Origin of the sequence: Bradyrhizobium sp. DOA9, assembly GCF_000617845.2 — a bacterium.
Lineage (GTDB): Bacteria > Pseudomonadota > Alphaproteobacteria > Rhizobiales > Xanthobacteraceae > Bradyrhizobium.
In genome coordinates this window covers 2,790,078-2,812,784 of sequence record NZ_DF820425.1, presented here as the reverse complement: position 1 = coordinate 2,812,784, position 22,707 = coordinate 2,790,078, and the positions used below count along the sequence as shown (strand labels likewise).

Annotated in this window: 12 protein-coding genes; 8 read left to right on the top strand and 4 right to left on the bottom strand. The window is 65.3% G+C overall.

Going from position 1 to position 22,707, the window contains the following annotated elements:
* Positions 1 to 136: 136 nt before the first annotated feature.
* Positions 137 to 1,939 carry a glycoside hydrolase family 15 protein gene (locus tag BDOA9_RS13090; RefSeq protein ID WP_025034390.1) on the bottom strand — a complete coding sequence of 601 codons (1,803 nt, stop codon included), beginning with the start codon at positions 1,937 to 1,939 and terminating at the stop codon, positions 137 to 139.
* Positions 1,940 to 1,969: 30 nt separating this feature from the next.
* Positions 1,970 to 3,931 carry a 4-alpha-glucanotransferase gene (malQ, locus tag BDOA9_RS13085; protein WP_025034389.1) on the bottom strand — a complete coding sequence of 654 codons (1,962 nt, stop codon included), beginning with the start codon at positions 3,929 to 3,931 and terminating at the stop codon, positions 1,970 to 1,972.
* Positions 3,932 to 4,135: 204 nt separating this feature from the next.
* On the opposite strand from malQ, the gene BDOA9_RS13080 reads away from it, so the two are divergent.
* Genes BDOA9_RS13080 through treY form a run of 6 tightly spaced genes read left to right on the top strand, consistent with a single transcriptional unit; the run spans position 4,136 to position 18,151 of the window.
* Positions 4,136 to 6,082, top strand: a complete 1,947-nt coding sequence (locus tag BDOA9_RS13080) for a maltotransferase domain-containing protein (RefSeq protein ID WP_025034388.1) — start codon at positions 4,136 to 4,138, stop codon at positions 6,080 to 6,082.
* A gap of 11 nt (positions 6,083 to 6,093) precedes the next feature.
* Positions 6,094 to 9,387 carry a maltose alpha-D-glucosyltransferase gene (gene treS, locus BDOA9_RS13075; RefSeq protein ID WP_025034387.1) on the top strand — a complete coding sequence of 1,098 codons (3,294 nt, stop codon included), beginning with the start codon at positions 6,094 to 6,096 and terminating at the stop codon, positions 9,385 to 9,387.
* Positions 9,380 to 11,518 carry a 1,4-alpha-glucan branching protein GlgB gene (gene glgB / locus BDOA9_RS13070; RefSeq protein WP_025034386.1) on the top strand — a complete coding sequence of 713 codons (2,139 nt, stop codon included), beginning with the start codon at positions 9,380 to 9,382 and terminating at the stop codon, positions 11,516 to 11,518. The genes treS and glgB overlap by 8 nt, the downstream gene beginning before the upstream one ends.
* A gap of 3 nt (positions 11,519 to 11,521) precedes the next feature.
* On the top strand, positions 11,522 to 13,600 hold the full coding sequence (glgX, locus tag BDOA9_RS13065) for a glycogen debranching protein GlgX (RefSeq protein ID WP_025034385.1): 2,079 nt from the start codon (positions 11,522 to 11,524) through the stop codon (positions 13,598 to 13,600).
* Positions 13,597 to 15,348, top strand: a complete 1,752-nt coding sequence (treZ, locus tag BDOA9_RS13060) for a malto-oligosyltrehalose trehalohydrolase (protein WP_025034384.1) — start codon at positions 13,597 to 13,599, stop codon at positions 15,346 to 15,348. The genes glgX and treZ overlap by 4 nt, the downstream gene beginning before the upstream one ends.
* A 1-nt stretch (position 15,349) precedes the next feature.
* Complete coding sequence (gene treY, locus BDOA9_RS13055) at positions 15,350 to 18,151, top strand: malto-oligosyltrehalose synthase (protein WP_025034383.1); 2,802 nt, start codon at positions 15,350 to 15,352, stop codon at positions 18,149 to 18,151.
* Positions 18,152 to 18,153: 2 nt separating this feature from the next.
* On the opposite strand, the gene BDOA9_RS13050 is transcribed toward treY, so the two are convergent.
* Positions 18,154 to 18,471, bottom strand: coding sequence for a polyhydroxyalkanoic acid system family protein (locus BDOA9_RS13050; protein ID WP_025034382.1), 318 nt, complete (start codon positions 18,469 to 18,471; stop codon positions 18,154 to 18,156).
* A gap of 179 nt (positions 18,472 to 18,650) precedes the next feature.
* Between BDOA9_RS13050 and BDOA9_RS36750 the strand changes: the two genes are divergently transcribed.
* Complete coding sequence (locus BDOA9_RS36750) at positions 18,651 to 18,815, top strand: DUF3309 family protein (RefSeq protein ID WP_082847817.1); 165 nt, start codon at positions 18,651 to 18,653, stop codon at positions 18,813 to 18,815.
* Between the two features lie 129 nt (positions 18,816 to 18,944).
* Here BDOA9_RS36750 and ligD read toward each other — a convergent pair whose 3' ends face one another.
* Positions 18,945 to 21,620 (bottom strand): DNA ligase D, encoded by a 2,676-nt coding sequence (gene ligD, locus BDOA9_RS13045; protein WP_025034381.1) that lies wholly within the window; start codon positions 21,618 to 21,620, stop codon positions 18,945 to 18,947.
* A 118-nt stretch (positions 21,621 to 21,738) separates the two neighbouring features.
* Between ligD and ku the strand changes: the two genes are divergently transcribed.
* A complete protein-coding gene (ku, locus tag BDOA9_RS13040; protein WP_025034380.1) occupies positions 21,739 to 22,617 on the top strand; it encodes a non-homologous end joining protein Ku in 879 nt (292 codons plus the stop codon).
* Positions 22,618 to 22,707: the final 90 nt, after the last annotated feature.

Below are 22,707 nucleotides of genomic sequence, written 5' to 3'. Positions count from 1 at the left end.
GGGAGAGGTCGGATTGCGCAGCAATCCGGGTGAGGGGCCGCAGCAACAAGCGAGAGTGTAGCCCCTCACCCGGATCGCATCCTTGATGCGATCCGACCTCTCCCTCCGGGAGAGGTGAAGAACCTGCCGCGCTGATCTACTGCGACCGCTGCATCGCCGGCTTCTCGCTCTTTTGCCTTGCCGTCGAGAGGTTCTGTGCGGTGTTGATCAGCGCGATGTGGGTCAGCGCCTGCGGGAAATTGCCGGTCTGGCGCTGTGCGACCGAATCGTACTCCTCGGCGAGCAGCCCGACGTCGTTGGCGATGCCAACCACGCGGTCGAGCAGAACTTGCGCCTTGGCGAGATCGCCCGACAGCACATAGGCGTCGGCGAGCCACAGGCTACACGCCAGGAAGGCGCCTTCGAGCGGCGGCTGGCCCGGGGGCAGCTCGCGCGGGTCGTGGCGCAGCACGAAGCCGCCCTGCATCAGGCGTGCCTCGACAGCGGCGATGGTGCCGCGGATGCGCGGGTCGTCCGGCGGCAGGAAGCCGACCGCCGGCAGCAGCAGCACGCTGGCGTCGAGCATCTTCGAACCGTAGGACTCGACGAACGCATTTTCCTCCGCGTCAAATCCCCTGTTGCAGACATCGCGATGAATCGCATCGCGCAAGATGCGCCAATGCACGAGCGGCGCCTTGAAGCCGAACGTCTCGGCGCTCTTGATGCCGCGGTCGAACGCGACCCAGGTCATCACCTTCGAGAACACATAGTGCTTGGGCTGGCCGCGGCGCTCCCAGATGCCGTGGTCGGGCCGGTCCCAGACCTCCGCGAGATGCTGGAGCACGGCGCATTCCAGCGACCAGGTCGTCTCGTCATCGAGCTTGAGCCTGGCCATGCGCGACTGGTGAAAGGCGTCGATCAATTCGCCGTAGACGTCGAGCTGGAGCTGCGCATGGGCGGCATTGCCGACGCGCACCGGCCGCGCACCCTCGTAGCCGCCGAGCCAGCCCGCCTCCCATTCCAGGAGGCGCCGCTGGCCCCAGATGCCGTACATGATCTGCATGTTCGAAGGCGAGCCGGCGGCGGCGCGCAGCAGCCAATTGTGCCAAGCCAGGGCTTCCTCGGTGTAGCCCGAGTTCATCAGCGCCAGCAGCGTGAAGGTGGCATCGCGCAGCCAGCAGAAGCGATAGTCCCAGTTCCGGCTGCCTCCGAGCTTTTCCGGCAAGGAAGTGGTGGGGGCCGCGACGATGCCGCCGGTCGGCGCGAAGGTCAACGCCTTCAGCGTGATCAGCGAACGCAGCACGAGCTCCTGATAGTCGCCGTCACGGGTGCAATGGCCGCACCAGTCCTCCCAGAATTTTTCGGTCTCCTGAAGCGCCAGCTCCGCATCGATCGGCGCAGGCGGGTCGAGATGCGAGGGACCGTAAGTCAGCACGAACGGCACGGTCTCGCCTTCCTTGACCTCGAAGTCGGAGACGGTGGTCAGATCCTCGCCCCGGGTCTCGACCGGCGTGCGCAGCACCGTCATGTCCTGGCCGGCGATGGCCATCAAGGAATGGTCGATCCGCCGCACCCAGGGAATATCGGCGCCGAAGCCGAAGCGGATGACGAGCTCCATCCGCATCTTCACGGTGCCACGAATGCCGCGCACCAGCCGCACGATGTCGGACGCCTTGCCGCGCGGCGGCATGAAATCGATCAGCGCGACCGTGCCGCTCTCCGTCTCGAAGCGCGTTTCGAGGATGAGGGTGTTGCCGAGATAGCGCCGTGAAATGCGGGTCGCGTCCTCGCATGGCGCAATCAGCCAGCGCCCGTTCTCGTGGGTGCCGAGGATGGCGGCAAAGCAGGCGTCGGAATCGAAGGCGGGCCAGCACAGCCAGTCGATTGAGCCGTTGCGCCCGACCAGCGCCGCGGTCTCGCAATCGCCGATCAGCGCGTAGTCCTCGATCCTCTGAGACAATGTCGTGCGAACCTGGCAGTGCCCTTCTGTTCAATTCCCGCCGGGCAATGAACGTTCCCGTGTCGCAGCCTTCAAGGCTGCGAGATCGATCCTGGACGCGATCTTATCGAGCGCGACCGGAAGGCGCTGCCGCCAGTTCGGATGCTCGTCGATCGTGCCGGGGATGTTGGGCTGGTCGATCACGCCGAGCAGATCCTCCAGCGACACGGCGAGCAGCCGCGAGGGCGTGCGCGAGAGGAACGCGAGCACGGAGTAGAGATCGTTGGCGTTGATGCCGTTCTGGCGCAGGATCTCGTCGAGCCTGCCGAGCGCATCCCAGCGCGCCTGGTCGTTCTCACCGGGATCGAGCCCGAGCGAGCGCTTCATCCTGAGATCGCTGAAGGAGCGCCAGCCGGCATAGGTCGACAGATCGTGCGTGTTCAGCGTCACCAGCGCATTGGGCCGATAATGGTCGACATTGCGGAAATGTCCGGCATCGTCGCGCTCGAACATCATGACGAGATAGGACCAGATGCCGAAATCCTGCATCGTCTCGCGGAAACCTTCCGGCACGGTGCCGAGGTCCTCGCCGATCACGATGCATCGATGGGCTGCGCTCTCGCGCGCCACGGCGGCCAGCAGCGCCTCGAACGGCATCTGCACATAGGCCCCGTTATCGGGCTTGAAGCCGCGCGGCACCAGATAGAGCCGTTTCAGACCGAGCACGTGATCCAGCCTGATGGCGCCGGCATGACGCATCGAGGCCGCCAGCATGTCGGCGAACGGGACGAAGGATTGCGCTTCCAGCCCACCGGCGTTGAAGCCCGCAAGGCCCCAATCCTGGCCGATGGTGTTGAGCACGTCGGGCGGCGCGCCGACCGCGAGATGGCGCGAGATCGCCGTCTGCTCGTTCCAGGCATCGAAGCCGTTGGACTGCACGCCGACCGCAACGTCGAGATAGAGCCCGACGCGCATGCCGAGCTCGCCGGCGAGCGCCTTGGCCGCATGCAGCTGGCTGTCGGCCGTCCATTGCACGAATTCGACGAACTCGACCTCGCGCCGATCAGGGCCATTGCGCAGCTCGGCGAATTTCGCCTCGTCCGGCTGCTGCCATTCTTGCGGCCATTCCCACCAGGGTCCGGCGAAGCGATGCCGCAGCACCTCGAAACAGGCAAAGCGGGACAATAGCGGCGCGCGCTCGGCACGGAAGGCGTCGAACGCCTTGCGCCGCGCCGCGCTCGCGCTTGTCACGAAGCTGTCGAAGGCGGCGCGCAGGCCCAGCCATTTCAGCGCCGCCATGTCGGCATAAGGGACGCGATCGCCCTGGCGCAGACGGGCGGCAGTCGCGGCCGCGTCGGGCACGAGGTCGGCCGAGAATTCAGGGATAGCCTCGACGTCGATATAGAGCGGGTTGAGGAAAAGCCGGCTGTTCGGCGAATAGGGGCTGCAATCGGCCGGGTGGTCGTCGAACAGGACGTGCAGCGGATTGAGCCCGACGCCGTCGGCCCCGAGCTGCTTGGCGAGCCGGATGAGGCCAGCGAGATCGGTGAAATCGCCGATGCCCCAATTGCGGCCGGAGCGGACGCTGTAGAGCTGCACCGCGAGCAGCCAGCCGCGGTCGAAATCGCCGCCGAAGCAGCGTTCCGGCGCCACGATCATCGGCACGTCTTCGCTCGCGCCTTCAGCGTCGGTCAGCGTCAGGCGGTGATACCCGAGCGGAAGGCCCGCGGGCCAGGCGATCACGGGCTCCCGCGTCTCGCCCGAGGCGACCACCTTGCCGTTGCCGACGATCTTCCATTGCAGCGGCGGCGCGCCAACCGACGCCAGTTCCGTGCGCGGATGGCCGAGCGCGCGCACCACGACCGGACCGCTGACGAAGCGATAGACCCGCTTCTCCGGCAGGGCGTCGAGGATGGATTTGAGCGCCTCGGGCGCGGTGACCCGCAGCTTGCCGAGGGCATCGATGAATTCGGATTGAACGCCCTTGATCCGGGCTTGAGCTAAAAGATCCATTCGGCACGCAGCTTGCAGGCCATTGTTTGGCCAGGGGCATCGATTTTAACGAGATCGCGGAAGAGGTTAGTCAGGGGTAACTCGCAAACTGCGCTTGCCGTTCCCGAGGGAACCAATGACACACAAGCGGCTTTCTATCATGGTACCAAGCGTGGGTTCCCGACAAGGGAAACGGGCTCCTGCTTTCTTGTCAATGGCATCACCGTGAACAAGACAATTCAAACTGTCGAAAGTGCCGCGGCCGGCAGCGCTTTCCTGATCGAGGACGTCTATCCCGCGATCGACGGCGGCCGTTTCGCCGTGAAGCGGATCGCGAGCGAGCCGGTCGAGGTCTGGGCCGACATCTACCGCGATGGCGAGGCCGTGATATCCGCCGCGCTGATCTGGCGGGGCGAGCAGGAGCGCGAATGGCGGAGCGAGCCGATGATCCATCACGGCAATGACCGCTGGTCCGGAGCGTTCACGCCCCCTGAGCCCGGCCCATATGTCTACGCGATCGAAGCCTGGACCGACGAGTTCGCCACCTGGTCGCACGCCGTCGCGCGAAAACGACGCACCGGGGCCGATATCACCCTCGATGCGATCGAGGGCGCCGGCCTTTTGACCAAGGCGCATGGCGCGCGTCAGGACGCCGCAGCGATCATCATCAGGCAGTGCGAGGACTATTTGAGGAACGGCGACATCACCTCGCTGCTCGCAACCGAGCTCGGCGAAGCCATGGCCGACAGCCAGTCGCGACCGGACCTGACGCGCTCGCCGCTTTTCCCGTTGACCGCCGACCGCGACAAAGCCCGCTTCAGCACCTGGTATCAGATGATGCCGCGCAGCCAGAGCCCATTGCCGGGCCGGCACGGCACGCTGCGCGACTGCATCGCGCGCGTGCCTGACATCGCCGCGATGGGCTTTGACGTGCTCTACTTCACGCCGATCCACCCGATCGGCCACACCTGCCGCAAGGGCCGCAACAACGCAGCCGTCGCCGCTGAAGGCGACCCCGGCTCGCCCTATGCGATCGGCTCGGCCGAGGGCGGCCACGATGCGCTGCATCCCGAGCTCGGCACGATCGAGGATTTTCGCGCGCTGGTCGCCACCTGTCTCGAATACGGGCTCGAGCTTGCGCTGGACTTCGCGGTGCAGTGCTCGCCGGACCATCCCTGGCTGACGCAACATCCAGAATGGTTCAAATGGCGGCCCGACCGCTCGGTGAAGGCGGCGGACGGCCCCTATTCCGACATCGTCATCCCCGATTTCAATTCGGTCGATCGCCTCAAGCTGTGGAACGCGTTTCGCGATGCCATGCTGTTCTGGATCGACAAGGGCGTGACCATCTTTGCCATCGACAATCACGACACCGCGCCGCTTGCGTTCTGGGAGTGGCTGATCCGCGACATAAGCCGCCGTCATCCCGACGTGATCCTGTTCTCCAAGACCTATGCACGGCCGAAGCTGATGAAGGGCCTCGCCAAGCTCGGCTTCGCGCAGTCCTTCACCTACTTCCCCTGGCGCACGGAAAGGTGGGAGCTGGAGCAATATCTCGGCGAGCTGACGCGCTATCCCGAGCGCGATTTCTACCGTCCGAACATGTTCGTCAACACGCCTGACCTGTTGCCCTATCACCTCCAAAGCGGAGAGGCCTGGACCTTCAAGTCGCGCATCGCGCTGGCGGCGACGCTGTCAGGCAATTACGGCACCTACAGCGGATTCGAGCTGCTGGAGCATGAGGCCATTCCCGGCCGCGAAGAATATCTGGATTCCGAGAAGTACCAGATCAGGCAGCGCGACTGGGACAGACCGGGCAACATCAAACCCTACATCGCCGCGCTCAACCGCATCCGCAGCGAGAACGCGGCGCTGCAGCAGACCGCGAATTTGCGCTTTCTCGCCATCGAGGACGGCGAGACGATCGCCTTCGCCAAGGAAGCGGCCGATCCGGGCAACATTGTCGTCGTCGTGATCGCGCTGTCGCGCCATGTCCGTGAATGCTGGCTGCCGCTGGGCGATCTCACCGTTGACGCCGGCGGACGGCGTCACCATGTGACGACACTCGAAAACCTGCTCACCGGCGAACAATCCCGCATCGAATGGGGCGGCATCAAGTTGCGTATCGATCCCGACCGCGATCCGGCACTTCTGTTCCGCTGCCTGGCGTAAGGGGTCACGCCATGAATGTTCTGTCTTCCGTCGATACCAAGAAGGCTGAGGCCGCCGAGGTCGTGGATGAGCTCTGGTACAAGGACGCCATCATCTACCAGCTCCACGTCAAGGCTTTCGCCGACAGCAACAATGACGGCATCGGCGACTTCGCCGGGCTGACCGAGCGGCTGCCCTATCTGCAGGAGCTCGGCGTCACCGCGCTGTGGCTGCTGCCGTTCTACCCCTCGCCCGGCCGCGACGACGGCTACGACATCGCCGATTACGGCTCGGTCAATCCCGATTTCGGGACGATGAAGGACTTCAAGCGCTTCATCCAGGAAGCGCAGAAGCGCGGGCTGCGCGTCATCACCGAGCTCGTCGTCAACCACACTTCGGACCAGCACAAATGGTTCAAGCGCGCGCGGCGCAGCCATCCGGGCTCAAGCGCGCGCAACTGGTATGTCTGGAGCGACACCGACCAGAAGTACCAGGGCACGCGCATCATCTTCACCGATACCGAGAAGTCGAACTGGACCTGGGATCCCGAGGCCGGCGCGTTCTACTGGCACCGCTTCTTCTCGCACCAGCCGGACCTCAATTTCGACAATCCGCGCGTGGTCAGCGCCATCATTCAGGTGATGAAGCGCTGGCTCGATGCCGGCGTCGACGGCTTCCGGCTCGACGCCATTCCCTATCTGTGCGAGCGCGAGGGCACCTCGAACGAGAACCTGCCCGAGACCCATGAGATCATCAAGCGCCTGCGCCAGGAGCTCGATGCGTATTCCAAGGGCAAGCTGCTGCTGGCCGAGGCCAATCAATGGCCGGAGGACGTGCAGGAATATTTCGGCCGTGGCGACGAGTGCCACATGGCTTACCACTTCCCCTTGATGCCGCGGATCTACATGGCGATCGCCCAGGAGGACCGCTTCCCGATCACCGACATCCTGCGCCAGACGCCCGATATCCCGGCGAGCTGCCAATGGGCGCTGTTCCTGCGCAATCACGACGAGCTGACGCTGGAGATGGTCACCGACGTCGAGCGCGACTATCTCTGGACCACCTACGCCAACGATCCCCGCGCGCGCATCAACGTCGGCATCCGCCGGCGCCTTGCGCCGCTGATGGACAACGACCGGCGCAAGATCGAGCTGATGAACTCGCTGCTGCTGTCCTTCCCCGGCACGCCGATCATCTATTACGGCGACGAGATCGGGATGGGCGACAACATCTATCTTGGCGACCGCAACGGCGTCCGCACGCCGATGCAATGGAGCCCGGACCGCAACGGCGGCTTCTCGCGCTGCGACCCGGCCCGCCTCTACGCGCCGCTGATCATGGATCCCGTCTACGGCTATGAATCCGTCAACGTCGAGGCGCAGTCGCGCAGCCTGTCCTCGCTGCTCAGCGCCACCAAGCGGCTGATCTCGGTGCGCAAGTCGACGCTCGCCTTCGGCCGCGGCAGCATGACCTTCATCCGCCCGGCCAATCGCGCCGTGCTGGCCTATGTCCGGCAATATCGCGACGAGGTGATCCTCTGCGTCGCCAACCTGTCGCGCGCCGCGCAGGCCACCGAGCTCGACCTGTCGCCGTGGAAGGACCGCATCCCGCAGGAGATGCTCGGCCGCACGCGCTTTCCCGCGATCGGCGAATTGCCCTACATGATCACGCTGGGGCCCTACGGCTTCTACTGGTTCCAGCTTCAGGAGCGCGACAAGTCCGAGCCGGTGACGCCGCGCGCGGTCCCGGAATTCGAGACCCTGGTGGTACCGGTGAACTCGAACTGGGTCTCGCTCGCCCGCGAGCGCGGCGTGTTCGAGCGCGACGTGCTGCCGGGCTTCCTGTCACGGACGCGGTGGTATCCCGAGCACAATCCCAAGCAGATCAAGGCCTCGCTGACCTCGGCGGTGCCTTTCAGCGATATCGGCGACAACAGGCCCTGGATCGCCTTCTTTGAGTCCACGCGGAACGACGTCACGACGCGTTACGTGATGCCGATGCAGATCGAATGGGTCCGCTTCGACCGCGAACGCTTCAATCCGAAGGCGCTCGCCGCCGTCCGCCAGGGTGCGCGCGAGGGTACGCTGCTCGACGTCGCGACCGAGCAGATCTTCATCGGCCTGTTCCTGCGGGGTCTGTCGCAGAACCTGGTGGTGGAGGAGAACAATCTGCGGCTGGAGTTCAAGGCGACCAGCCGGTTCGCCGACTACACCATCAAGGAGCCTGAGCGCATCCGCGCCATCGAGCAGTCGAACAGCACGGCGCTGGTCGACAACCAGTACGTCGCCAAGATCTATCGCCGGCTCGAAAGCGGCATCAGTCCCGAGATCGAGATCGGCCATTATCTCACGGAGGTCGCGCGCTTCGCCAACACCCCGGCGCTGCTCGGCAGCATCGAGCTCGTCGACGGCAACCAGCGCAGCGCGCTCGGCGTGCTCCACGCCTATGTCGAGAACCAGGGCGACGGCTGGACCGTGACGACAGGGTATCTCGATCGCTATGTCGACGAGCAGCGCCTGGCGCCGGCCGATGAGATGCCACGCGAGACCCAGGAGCAGGCGCCGTACCTGCATTTCATCGCGCAAATCGGCCGACGGCTCGCCGAGCTGCACGTCGCGCTCGCCGCGGCAAAGCCTGGTGACCTCGCCCCTGTGCCGATCGCCCCCGGCCAGATCAGAACCTGGCTCTCCGATTTCAAGACGCGTGCCGAGCGGGTTCTCGAGCGGCTCGCCGACAGCCGCGACGGGCTGCGGGAGGCAGACCGGCCCCTGGTCGACCGGCTGGTCGCGGCACGCGGCAGCCTGTTCGACGGCCTGAATGCGCTCTTGCCATCCGGCATCGGCGGGTTGAACATCCGTCATCATGGCGACTTCCGGCTCGGGCAAACTCTGATCGTGAAGGACGATATCTTCATCATCGACTTCGACGGCGATCCGCGTGTGCCGCTGGCCAATAAGCGCCGCAAGGCGCCGGCCGCACGCGACGTCGCCGGCCTGATCCATTCGATCGACCTTTCGGTCAACACGGCGCTGAGCCGCGCGCTCACAGGCGCTTCCGAAGAGCAGGATCGGCTCGCGGCCGCGCTCGACGAATGGCGCGAACGCGCCGCCGCGACCTTCCTGTCCGCCTATCGCGAAGCCATGACGGATCGGAGGCTATGGCCGGAGGATCGGTCCTCCGCGGAAGGCCTGTTGAGATTCTTCCTGCTAGACCGAGCGTTCCACGACGTAGAGTACGAGCTGTCCCACCGGCCTGAGGGGCTTCATGCGCCGCTGACCGGACTGCTTCGCATTCTGTCCAGTGCCGAGAGCGAAGCCCATGCCTAAACTGCCTGCCGAAGCCTACGCGATCATCGAAGGCCGCCACTCCGACCCCTTCCACTATCTCGGGCTGCATCCCGAGGGCGGCAAGAGCGTCGTGCGGGCATTTCTGCCCGAGGCCACCAATGTCGAGGCGGTCGGCGACCATGGCGAGGTCGCGCCGCTCGACCGCGTCCACGATGCCGGCCTGTTCATCGGCGCCCTCCCCAACGGCTCGAAGCACTATCAACTGCGCGCGAAGTTCGGCAGCAACGTCGTCGAGTTCGAGGATGCCTACCGCTTTCCGCCGATCCTGACCGATTTCGACCTCTATTTGCTCGGCGAAGGCACCCATCAGCGTCTCTACGACAAGCTCGGCGCGCATCCGATGCGGCTCGAGGGCGTCGACGGCATCGGCTTCGTCGTGCTGGCGCCGAATGCGCGCCGCGTCTCCGTGGTCGGCGACTTCAACTTCTGGGACGGGCGGCGCCATCCGATGCGGGTGCGCGGCAACGGCTATTGGGAATTGTTCATCCCGCATGCGAAGTCCGGCGATCACTACAAGTTCGAGATCGTCGGCCCGCATGGTCATCTGCTGCCGCTGAAATCCGATCCCATGGCCTTTGCCAGCGAGCTGCGGCCGAAGACGGCCTCGATCGTGTTCGACGAGGCGCATCTGCCGCGGCCGCGCCCGGCGCCCGAAGGCATCAACGCATTGTCGGCGCCGATGTCGATCTACGAGGTCCATCTCGGCTCGTGGCGGCGCAAAGGCAACAATGAATGGCTGACCTATCGCGAGCTGGCCGAGCAGCTGCCGGCCTATGCCCGCGACATGGGCTTCACCCATCTCGAATTCCTGCCCGTGAGCGAGCATCCGTTCGACGGCTCCTGGGGCTATCAGCCGACCGGCCTCTATGCGCCGACCAGCCGTTTCGGCAGCCCCGAGGACTTTGCGGCGCTGATCGATGCCTGCCACCGTGAAGGCATCGGCGTGCTGCTCGACTGGGTGCCGGGTCACTTCCCGGACGATCCGCACGGGCTCGGCCATTTCGACGGCACCGCGCTCTACGAGCACGCCAACCCGCTGCAGGGCCGCCACCTCGACTGGGGCACGCTGATCTACAATTACGGCCGCACCGAAGTGACGAACTTCCTGGTGTCGAATGCGCTGTTCTGGATGGAGCGTTACGCCATCGACGGCCTTCGCGTCGATGCGGTCGCCTCCATGCTCTATCTCGACTACAGCCGGCCGCCCGGCGCGTGGATCCCGAACCAGTATGGCGGCCGCGAGAACATCGAGGCGATCAACTTCCTGCGCCGCTTCAACACGGAGATGTTCGCCCGATTCCCGCAGGCGACCACGGCCGCGGAAGAGTCCACCGCCTGGCCCCAGGTCTCGCGCCCGGTCGAGTTCGGCGGGCTCGGCTTCGGCTACAAGTGGAACATGGGCTGGATGCACGATACGCTGAACTACATCAGCAAGGATCCGATCCACCGCAAGCATCATCACGGCGAGATCCTGTTCGGCCTGCACTACGCCTTCTCGGAGAACTTCATCCTGCCGCTGTCGCATGACGAGGTCGTGCACGGCAAGCGCTCCATCCTCGGCCGCATGCCCGGCGACGAGTGGCAGCGCTTTGCCAATTTGCGCGCCTATTACAGCTTCATGTTCGGCCATCCCGGCAAGAAGCTCTTGTTCATGGGCGCGGAGATCGCGCAGAGCCGCGAATGGAATCACGACCAGTCGCTCGACTGGCACCTGCTCGAATACAAGGTCCATTCCGGCGTCCAGGCCTTGATCCGCGACCTCAACCGGCTCTATCGCGCAGTGCCGGCGCTGCACCAGATGGATTGCGAGCAGGCCGGCTTCGAATGGCTGATCACCGACGATGCCAATCGCAACGTATTCGCCTGGCTGCGCAAGGGATTCGACGAGAACGCGCGGTGTGTCGTCATCGTCAACTTCTCGCCCAACGTCTACCAGAACTATCGCGTTCGCGTGCCCTTCGGCGGCAAGTGGAAGGAAGTGCTCAACTCCGATTCCGCCCATTACGGCGGCAGCAATGTCGGCAATATCGGCGAAGTCCATGCCGAAGGCGGCGCGCTCCGCCTCACCATTCCGCCGCTCGCTGCGATCTTCCTCGTTCCGGAAAGCTGATCGATGCGCCTGACTGCTGGATCGCCCGCACGCCTCGGTGCAAGCTGGGACGGACGCGGCACCAATTTCGCGCTGTTCTCCGCCAACGCGCAGAAGGTCGAGCTCTGCCTGTTCGACACGCAAGGCCGCCGCGAGCTCGAGCGCATCGAGCTGCCCGAGAAGACCGAGGACGTCTGGCACGGCTATCTCAACGACGTCGCGCCGGGCCAGCTCTACGGCTTTCGCGTGCACGGCCCCTACGAGCCCGAGCACGGCCATCGCTTCAATGCCAACAAGCTGCTGCTCGACCCCTATGCCAAGCGGCTTGCCGGGCGCCTGGTCTGGAGCGATGCGCATTTCGCCTACCGCACCGGAAGCCCGCGCGAGGACCTGTCGTTCGACCGGCGCGACAATGCGCGCGGCATGCCCAAAGCCGTCGTGGTCGACGAGACCTTCAACTGGGGCCGGCGCGAGATCCGTCCCAACATTCCCTGGGAAGACACCATCATCTACGAGGCCCACGTCAAGGGCCTGACCCAGAAGCGCGAGGACGTCCCGCCCAACCTGCGCGGCACCTATGGCGGCCTGTCCTCGCCTGCGATGATTGATCACTTGAAGAAGCTCGGCGTCACCACGGTTGAGCTGCTGCCGGTGCACAGCTTCGTCGACGATCGCATCCTCGTGGAAAAGAAGCTCGCCAATTACTGGGGCTACAACACGTTGTCCTTCTTCGCGCCGGAGCCGCGCTACGCCCAGGACAACGCGCTCGATTCCTTCCGCACCACGGTGGCGCGGCTGCACGATGCCGGCATCGAGGTGATGCTCGACGTCGTCTACAACCACACCGCGGAAGGCAACCATCTCGGCCCGACGCTGTGCTACCGCGGCATCGACAATGCCTCCTATTACTGGCTGAACCGCGAGAACCCGCGCTATTACGACGACTTCACCGGCTGCGGCTCCTCGGTGAACCTCGCCCATCCGCGCGTGCTGCAGATGGTGATGGATTCCTTGCGCTACTGGGTCGAGGTCTGCCACGTCGACGGCTTCCGCTTCGATCTCGCCACCACGCTGGCGCGCGGGCCGAACGGTTTTGACCGCGGCAGCTCGTTCCTGACGGCGGTCCGCCAGGATCCGGTGCTGGCAACCGTCAAGCTCGTCGCCGAGCCGTGGGACCTCGGCCTCGGCGGTTACCAGGTCGGCGCCTTCCCCTCGCAATGGTCGGAATGGAACGACCGCTATCGCAGCGCCATGCGCCGCTACTGGAGCGGGGAAGGCAGCCTGATCGGCGACATCTCCAGCCGCATGACGGCGTCCTCCGACCTGTTCAACCATGACGGACGGCGGCCGCGCGCCAGCATCAACCACATCACCGTCCATGACGGCTTCACGCTGGCCGACCTCTTCAGCTACAACGAGAAGCACAACGAGGCCAACGGCGAGGACAATCGCGACGGCTCCAACGACAATCACAGCAACAATTGCGGTGTCGAAGGTCCGACCGACGATCCCAAGATCATCGGCCTGCGCCGCCAGCTGCGCAAGAACGTGCTGGCCTGCCTGATGCTGGCGCAGGGCGTTCCCTTGATCCTCGCCGGCGACGAGGTCGGCAACTCGCAATCCGGCAACAACAACGCCTATTGCCAGGACAACGAGGTCGGCTGGGTCTCGTGGGACAATCTCGGCAAGGACGGCGACGACATGATCGACTTCGTCGCCCAGCTCGCCGACATCCGCCGCCGTTTCTCGCAGCTGCGCAGCCATCGCTGGCTCGACGGCCGGCCCAAGGACGGCGTCTCCTACGGCGCGCTATGGCTGACGCCCGAAGGCAACGAGATGACGGAGAGCGACTGGACATTCCCGGATGGGCGGTTTCTCTCCTATGTGATGGGGCCGATGGAACCGGGCGGCGCCGCGATCTTTATCGTACTGAACGCCGCTCCCGAAGAGATCGCATTCAAATTGCCCAAAATGACCGAATACAAGAGCTGGCAGCAGCTCCTGAACACGACCGATGCCAAGCTGAATACGATCGACTTCCTGCCCGGGAGCGACAGCAAGGCGCCGCCGCGCTCCGTGCTCGCCTTTGCAGGCGCGCTATGAGGCCGTCCTTCGGGGCGAGGCCGACGAAAGACGGCGTGTCGTTCCGGCTGTGGGCGTCGGCCGCGCGCCGCGTCGATCTCCTGCTCGACCGCAGGCACGCGATGCAGCGCCGGCAGGACGGCTGGTACGTCGCCGAGATTGCCGGCCTCACTGCCGGCAGCAAATACAAGTTCAGGATCGACGACGACATCGACGTGGCGGATCCCGCGTCGGCCTTCCAGCCCGACGACGTGTTCGGCCCGAGCGAGGTGATCGACCATGATGCCTTCGCCTGGCGCGCGCGCGATTGGCGCGGCCGTCCCTGGGAAGAGACGGTGCTGATCGAGACCCATGTCGGCAGCTTCACGGCGGAAGGCACCTATCGCGCCATGATCGACAAGCTCGATCATCTCGCCGCGACCGGCATCAATGCGCTGGAGCTGATGCCGCTCGCCGATTTCGCCGGACGCCGCGGCTGGGGCTATGACGGCGTGCTGTGGTATGCGCCGGACAGCGCCTATGGCCGGCCCGAAGACCTGAAGACGCTGATCGACGAGGCGCATCTGCGCGGGCTGATGGTGTTCCTCGACGTCGTCTACAATCATTTCGGCCCGGAAGGAAACTACCTCGGCCGCTACGCGCCGGCCTTCTTCACCGACGCGCACACGCCGTGGGGCAGCGCGATCGATTATCGCGTGCCGCAGGTGCGCGCCTTCGCCGTCGAGAACGCGCTGTCCTGGCTCGGCGACTACCGCTTCGACGGCCTCAGGCTCGACGCCGCCAATCACATCATGGCTGTCCCGGGCGAGCAGTCCATGCTGCAGGACCTCAGCGTCGCCGCCGGCGAGCTCGCCAAGGCCACGGGACGCCACATCCATCTCGTGCTCGAGAACGGCGACAACCGCGCCAGCCTGCTCGACGCGGCGCAGGAGCCGCCGAACGGCAAATATCGCGGGCAGTGGAATGACGATTATCATCACGTCTGGCACGTGATGCTGACCGGCGAGCATGCCGGCTACTATGGCGACTACCAGACGCCGCGCATGGACCTGGCACGCGCGCTCGCTTCCGGCTTCGTCTATCAGGGCGAGATCTCGGAATTCTGGGGCAAGAAGCCGCGCGGCGAGCCGAGCGGCGAGCTGCCGCCGGCGACCTTCGTCAATTTCCTGCAGAACCACGACCAGATCGGCAATCGCCCGCTCGGCGAGCGGCTGGAAAGCCTGGCATCGCCGAAGCAGATCGAGGCCGCGCTCGCGGTCACCCTGCTCGCGCCGATGGTGCCGATGCTGTTTCAGGGCGAGGAATGGGGCTCGACGGTCCCTTTCCCGTTCTTCTGCGATTTCCAGGGTGGGTTAGCCGATGCCGTGCGCGAGGGGCGCAAGCGGGAATATGCCTGGGCGTACGAGAAATACGGCGACGAAGTGCCCGACCCGCTCGACCCGGCAACGCTGCAATCGGCCGTGCTCGACTGGACCGGCCGCACGCCGCAACAGGATGCACGGCTTGCGCTGGTTCGGGAGCTGCTCGGCGTCCGTCGCAAGGAGATCGTGCCGCGGCTGAAGGGGGCGAGCTTCGGTGATGCCGAGGCTGAAGACAACGGCCTCCTCACCGCACATTGGCGCATGGGCGACGGCACGACGTTGCGCCTTGTCGCCAATCTGTCCGATCACGAGATCAGCTCCAGCCTCAGCATGGGCACGCCGATCTGGGGCGGCGCCGCCGGCAAGCGGCTCCCGCCCTGGTCGGTGGTCTGGCGCCTCGGAGGTTAGAATGCCTCCCGCCATTCCGCTCGCGACCTACCGGCTCCAGCTCACTGCGGATTTCGATTTCGACAAGGCTGCCGCGGTCGTGCCCTATCTCAAGGCGCTGGGGATCACCCACCTTTATGCGTCGCCGGTCATGAAGGCCCGCAAGGGCTCGAGCCATGGCTACGACACCGTCGATCACGGCCAGTTCAACCCCGAGCTGGGCGGCGAGGCCGGTTTTGCGCGGCTGAGCGATGCGCTTCAGCAGCACGATCTCGGGCTCATCATCGATTTCGTCCCCAACCATGTCGGCGTGCATTTCGCCGACAACCCCTGGTGGCTCGACGTGCTGGAATGGGGCCAGGCGTCGCCGCACGCCGTCTCTTTCGACATCGACTGGGATCAACTGGCTTTTCGCGCCCGCGGCGGCGTGCTGCTGCCGATCCTCGGCGCGTCCTATGGCGAGGCGCTGGAGGGCGGCGATATCGAGCTTCGCTACGACCCCAATGAAGGAAGTTTCTCGGCCTGGTACTTCGAGCATCGCCTGCCTGTCGCCCCGGAACGCTACGGCGAGATATTGCGGATGATCGTCAAGGAGGCGGACGCGGCGGACACGGAGCCGGGCAAGCACCTGCTCGCGCTCGCGGCACGCTACACCGGATTGCGCCGGCCCAATCGCAAGGAAGCTCCTGCCTTCAAGTCCGAGCTGAAGGAGATCGCAGGCGCCGGCGACCTCATCGCGCGAGGCCTTGCCGCCTATCGCGCCGCCAAGGACCGCCCGGCGCAGACGCTCGCGCTGCATCACCTGCTCGAGCGCCAGCACTACAAGCTCGGTCACTGGCGGCTCGCCTCCAGCGACATCAACTATCGCCGCTTCTTCGACGTCAACGGGCTCGCCGGCCTGCGCGTCGAGGACGCGAGCACGTTCGCCGCCACCCACCGCCTGGTCAAGCAGCTCGTTGCAGAGGGCAAGCTGCAAGGCATCCGGCTCGACCACATCGACGGCCTGCGCGACCCCGCGCAATATTGCCAGCGGTTGCGCCGCCTGGTGCGCGACGCCCAAAGCAGCACCGCCCAGGGCAATGCAAAGCCGTTCTACACCGTGATCGAGAAGATCCTGTGCGAGCACGAGCGCCTGCCGCATTTCGCCGGCGTCCAGGGCACCACCGGCTATGAATGGATGAACGTCATCACCCACGTGCTGATCGATCCCAGGGGACTGGAGGCGCTGGACGAGACCTGGCGGCAGATCAGCAACCGGCCGCCGCGGCTGGCGCCTTACGTCAAGGATGCCAAGCGTCGCGTGCTGGAGACGCTGCTGACCAGCGAATTCACCGTGCTGACGCGCCTGCTTGCGCGCATCGCCAACGGCCATTATTCGACGCGCGACTTCTCGGCCGACAGCCTGCGGCAGGCGCTCGAGCTCTATGTGCTGCATTTCCCGGTCTATCGCACCTACCTGACGCATAGCGGCCCGACCGCACCGGACCGCAAGCTGATCGACGACACCATAGCGCGCGCCCGCCGCGACTGGTTCGCCGCCGACGAAGGCATTTTCGACTTCCTGCGCGATGCCTTGACCATGGACCTGCTCAAGCCCGGCCGTCCGCCGCACAGCGCCCCGCGCGTGCGCCGCTTCGCACTGAAGGTGCAGCAATTCACCGGCCCGATGATGGCGAAGTCGCTGGAGGACACCGCGTTCTATCAATTCCACCGGCTGCTGGCGCTGAACGAGGTCGGCGGCGACCCCGCCAGCACCGGCCTCACCGTTCCCGCCTTCCACCAGGCGATGCAGGCCCGCGCCAGGGAATGGCCGCAAGGCATGACGGCAACCGCCACCCACGACACCAAGCGTGGCGAGGATGCGCGCACGCGCATCGCATCGCTCAGCGAGATTCCCGGCGAATGGACCAGCGCGGTGGCGCGCTGGAAGGTGCTGAACGCGCCGCATCTGACGCTGCACGGCAATTTCCGCGCGCCGTCGGCGACGTTCGAATACATGCTCTACCAGACCCTGCTCGGCGCCTGGCCGCTCGAGGAGCCGGCCGATGCCGGCTTCGTCGAGCGCATCCAGGCCTATGCGCTCAAGGCCGCGCGCGAGGGCAAGGAGGAGACGAGCTGGCTCAACCCGCATGAAACTTACGAGAACGGCATCCGAGACTTCGTCGCGAAGATCCTCGACCCCGCCAAGTCCTCGGAATTCTTGGAGGCGTTGCAGACGCTAGCGCGCCGCGTCGCGCTGCTCGGCACGTTGAACTCGCTGAGCCAGCTCACGCTGAAGGCGACGCTGCCGGGCGTGCCGGACTTCTATCAAGGAACCGAATTCTGGGACCTGTCGCTGGTCGACCCCGACAACCGCCGCCCGGTCGATTTCGCCGCGCGCCACGCGGCGCTGACATCATTGGAAGCGCCGGACTGGCGCGGCCTGATCGAGAGCTGGCCGGACGGCAAGCTCAAGCTGGCCTGGACGCGGCATCTGCTCAAGCTGCGCAACGAGCTTGCCGACGTCTTCGCGCAGGGCGATTACCAGCCGCTGGAGGTGCGAGGCGAACATGCCGACCATGTCATCGCCTTCGCGCGCCGTCATGGCCGCGATGCCGCGATCGTCGTGGTCGGTCGTCATTTCGCGCCGTTCACCCAGGCGGGCCGGGAATGGCCCGCACCGGACGCCATCGACGCTACCATCGACATCACGGGCTATGCCGTGCCCAGCCTTGCGGGCAACGACTTGCCGCTCGCGCAGGCCTTCCGCGACTGTCCTGCCTCGGTCATCACGGCCCGAATGGCGAATTCCGTCAGGGCGCCGCGGCAACGCGTGCGCGCCTGACGTTACTTCTCCCCGTCCTTGGTCAGCAGCAATTGGCCGCGCTTCCTGATCGTGGCCTGCGCCATCTCGGCAAAGCGCTGCAGCAGCCAGGGCAGCACCACCTCGACCCGGACCTGATCGTCGCCGACATCGACCTGCCCCGTCGCAATCTGGCCGAGCGCGCGGATGCGGAAGGCCATGCTGTCGCCGCTCCAGCGCTCCTCCTCGACCTGCATCACGGGAATGCTCGCTGCGGCGCGGCCGAGCCCTGTCTTGAGCCGGCGCACCGCCTCCTCACGGCCGAGGCGATGCGGAATCGAGACGACGAGCGGTGCTGACATGGTCCTGCCTCTTCTGACTGACCCTCATTCCATCATGCCCGATGGCAGGGCGAAAGTTCCATGCATGTGGAAGTCGGAGCCTGCGTTGCAAGGCCGGAACTTTAAAACCTGCGGCAAGTTGCCCCCGCATAAGGGACAGGTGCAACGACCCTTTCAAGAAAGGGCTGGAGGAGATTCGCATGACAATCGGCACGATCATTCTGATCATCTTGATCATCGCCCTGCTCGGCGGCTTCAGCGGCATCGGCGGCGGACCGTTCTACGGCACCGGCTATTACGGCGGCGGCGGCCTCGGGCTCGTCATCGTCATTCTGCTGATCCTGATCCTGATGGGTAGGATCTAGCGACGGCGGAGATCTTGTAGGGTGGGCAAAGGCGCCTCTTGCGCCGTGCCCACCTTCCTCGCCGTTGAAAAAGGTGGTGGGCACACTTCGCTTTGCCCACCCTACGACACCTCCGCCGTAATAGCAGACCTACTTCACCTTCCCCGCCAGCTTCTTCATCGCGGCCTTGATCGATGCGGCGGCATCGTCGTAACCCTCCCACGCCTTCGATCGCGCCAGCAGGCCCGGCACGGTGCGCAGCGTATAGCGCTTGGGATCGAGATCGCTCTTCACTTGCGCCCAGGTCAGTGGCATCGAGACTGTGGCCCCGGCGCGGGCGCGCGGCGACAGCGGGGCCACCGCCGTCGACATCCGGTCGTTGCGCAGATAATCCAGGAAGATCTTTCCCTTGCGCAGCTTCTTCGACATGTTGAGCAGATAGCGCTCGGGATCGTCGTCGGCCATCCACTGGCAGACGCCTTGCGCAAAGGCCTTGGCCTCCTTCCAGCTCACCTTGTCGCGCGCGCCGTGAAGCAGCGGCACCACGACGTGCAGGCCCTTGCCGCCGGTGGTCTTGCAGAAGCTGTCCATGCCGATGTCGGCGAGCCGTTGCCGCATCTCCTTGGCCGCCTCGACGACGTCGGCGAACTCCACGTCGGGCGCCGGATCGAGGTCGAACACCAGCCGGCCCGGGGTGTCGTAGGCATAGGGCGCGCAGTTCCAGGGATGCAGCTCGACGCCGCCGATCTGCGCCACCGCGGCGAGCCCCTCGATCCGATCGATCTGAAGATAGGGCTTGCGGTCGCCAGAGACCCGCGCGAGCTCCAGAAGGTTCGATGTCCCCTGCATGGCGTGGCGCTGGAAGAAGCATTCGCCCTTGATCCCGTCGGGCGCGCGGATCAGCGAGCACGGCCGGCCCTTGAGGTGCACGATCATCCATTCGCCGACGGCTTCGAGATAGCGGGCAAGATCCAGCTTGGTGACGACGCCGCCATCGCTGTCATCCGGCCAGAGCTCCTTGTCCGGCTTGGAAATGACGACGCCCATGACCTCGGCATTCTGAACGGTCTGCTTCGACCGTCCGCCCGCCTTCACGCGCGCCGCCGCCTTGGCCCGGGGCTCGGCGAGCTCGGTATCGACGGGCGTCTCGGCCTCGACCTCCTCGGCCGGCTTGTCCTGCCGCAAGCCCTTGAACGCCGCCTGGCGAATATTGCCGTCGGCGGTGAAGCCCGCGAACTCGATCTCGGCGACGAGCTCCGGCTTCAGCCAGTGGACGTCCCGCGTCTTCTTTGGCGCGTTCTTGCCGCCGAACGGGCTTTCCTTGGTCTCCATCGCCTTCAGCGCGGGCATGATGCGCTTGATCTTGTCCGCGCCGAAGCCGGTGCCGACCATGCCGACGAAAGCGAGATGATCGCCGCGCTGCACGCCTGCCATCAGCGAGCGGAATTTGCCGTTGGTGGTCTTGTAGCCGCCGATCACCACCTCATGGCCGGCGCGGCATTTCGACTTGACCCAGCTCTCGGTGCGCCCCGAACGGTACGGCGCGTTGAGCTTCTTCGACACCACGCCTTCGAGCTCGAGCTTGCAGGCCGATTGCAGCACGGCATCGCCGCCGCTTTCGAAATGCTCGACATAGCGGATCTGGCTCGACTTGCGCTTGCGCTTGTCGAGCAGCTGCTTCAGCCTGGCCTTGCGTTCGCTGAGCGGCAGGCGCCGGTCATCCTCGCCCTCGGCGAACAGCAGGTCGAAGGCGAAGAAGATCAGGTCGTCGGTCTTGCCATCGGACAGCGCAGCTTGCAGCGAGGAGAAGTTCGGCGCGCCGTTATGGTCGAGCGCGACGATCTCGCCGTCGATCATCACGTCCGGCAGTGCGGCCGCCTCCTCGGCGATGGAAGCGAACTTGGCTGTCCAGTCGAGACCCTTGCGGGTCTTCAGCGTCGCCTCGCCGTCCTCGACCCGGAGCTGGACGCGATAGCCGTCGAACTTGATCTCGTGGCACCAGCCCTGGTCGCCCGGCGGCCGCTCGACCAGCGTGCAGAGCTGCGGCGCCACGAAGTCCGGCATCGCCGACACCTTCCTGGCGTTCGTCGCGGCCGCTGCAGTTTTCTTCGCCGCCTTGCCGGCCTTCAACGCGGTGCGCGGCGCCGGCCTCACCGTGCGCCCTTTCGTCTCCTCGGCGCGATTGGACTGCCAGACTGCGTCGGCCTTGGCCTTGGTGCCCTTGGCCAGCATGAACGGCTTCGGCGCGCGGCCCTTGCGCGCGGCGATCTGCTCCATGGTGCGGCCGGAGGCAACGGACTTGTCCTGCTCGAGAATATCGTTGTCCTTACCTTCGCGCGCATCTTCGTCGCGATGCTTGATCAAGAGCCAGTTGGTCCGCTTCTCGCCGCCGCGGTTGCGCATCCGCACCAAGACCCAGCTTCCCTGCAGCTTGTCGCCATGGAGGGTGAACTTCAGATCACCCTTCCTGAAGCCGGCTTCCGGATCGTCCGACTCCCAGGTGCCGCGGTCCCACAGCATCACGGTGCCGCCGCCGTACTGGCCTTCCGGAATCGTGCCTTCGAAATCGCCATAATCGAGCGGATGGTCCTCGACCTCGACCGCGAGCCGCTTGTCATGGGGATCGAGCGAGGGCCCCTTCGTCACCGCCCAGGACTTGAACACGCCGTCGAATTCGAGCCTGAGATCGTAATGCAGCCGGCTCGCATCGTGTTTCTGGATCACGAAGCGCCGCTGTTTCGACGGCGCCACGGCGGCCTTGCCCGACGGCTCCGGCGTCTTCTCGAAATCCCGCTTCTGTCGATACGTGGAAAGTTTTTGCAGCACGACCGGTCCCGCTTCTCGTTCGGCACTCAAAGCCTATCACGGCGAAAGTCCCGCCCGGAACCAAAACCCGATGGGGCGGTTGGGGTTCCAAAACGCCTTGAAAACGCTGGAGAATGGAATGGCCCCGCGCGCCTATTGGAAGGGAACGTTGAAGCTGTCGCTGGTCAGTTGCCCGGTCGTGCTTTATCCGGCGACCACCGCAGCCGAGAAGACGCGGTTTCACCTGATCAACCGCGAGACCGGGAACCGTCTCAAGCAGCAGATGATCGATGCCGAGACCGGTGACGTCGTCGAGAGCGACCAGAAGGGTCGCGGCTACGAGCTGCGCAAGGGCAAATATGTTGAGATCGAGCCGGAGGAGCTCGAGGCGGTCCAGATCGAGAGCAATCACACCATCGACATCGAGAGCTTCGTGCCGCGCGAGGAGATCGACCAGCGCTTTCTCAACCATCCCTATTACATCGCGCCGGACGGCAAGGCGGCGGTCGATGCCTTCGCGGTGATCCGCGACGCGATGAAGGACCAGGAGCGCGTCGCGCTCGCCAAGATCGTTCTGACCAACCGCGAGCACGTCATGGCGATCGAGCCGCTCGGCAAGGGCCTGCTCGGCACCACGCTGCGCTTCCCTTACGAGCTGCGCGAGGAGGACCAGTTCTTCGACGACATCAAGAGCCCGAAGATCACCAAGGACATGGTCGAGCTTGCCGGCCACATCCTCAAGACCAAGGCGGCGCATTTCGACCCCAGCAAGTTCAAGGACGACTACGAGAATGCGCTGAAGGCCCTGGTGAAGCGCAAGGCCAGCGGCAAGAAGATCGCACTCCCCGAGCCCGAGGAGCGGCCGAGCAACGTCGTCAGCCTGATGGACGCGCTGAAGCAGAGCCTGAAGGGCGGTAAGAAGAATGCGGCGAAGTCCCATGCGCGCCGCGCGACCGGACGGCGGCACGCCCCGAAGAAGGCGCACCGGACAGCGGCAAGGCATCGGAAGGCGGGGTAGCAACCCCACCGTCATTCCGGGGCGATGCGAAGCATCGAGCCCGGAATCCATCATGCCAAGCGTGACGAGCGGAGAAATGGATTCCGGGCC

Bases quoted from the DNA above. Each gene is read 5' to 3' on its own strand.
- malQ (WP_025034389.1), bottom strand. From the start codon at position 3,931: ATGGATCTTTTAGCTCAAGCCCGGATCAAGGGCGTTCAATCCGAATTC.
- treS (WP_025034387.1), top strand. From the start codon at position 6,094: ATGAATGTTCTGTCTTCCGTCGATACCAAGAAGGCTGAGGCCGCCGAG.
- glgB (WP_025034386.1), top strand. From the start codon at position 9,380: ATGCCTAAACTGCCTGCCGAAGCCTACGCGATCATCGAAGGCCGCCAC.
- glgX (WP_025034385.1), top strand. From the start codon at position 11,522: ATGCGCCTGACTGCTGGATCGCCCGCACGCCTCGGTGCAAGCTGGGAC.
- treZ (WP_025034384.1), top strand. From the start codon at position 13,597: ATGAGGCCGTCCTTCGGGGCGAGGCCGACGAAAGACGGCGTGTCGTTC.
- treY (WP_025034383.1), top strand. From the start codon at position 15,350: ATGCCTCCCGCCATTCCGCTCGCGACCTACCGGCTCCAGCTCACTGCG.
- BDOA9_RS13050 (WP_025034382.1), bottom strand. From the start codon at position 18,471: ATGTCAGCACCGCTCGTCGTCTCGATTCCGCATCGCCTCGGCCGTGAG.
- BDOA9_RS36750 (WP_082847817.1), top strand. From the start codon at position 18,651: ATGACAATCGGCACGATCATTCTGATCATCTTGATCATCGCCCTGCTC.
- ku (WP_025034380.1), top strand. From the start codon at position 21,739: ATGGCCCCGCGCGCCTATTGGAAGGGAACGTTGAAGCTGTCGCTGGTC.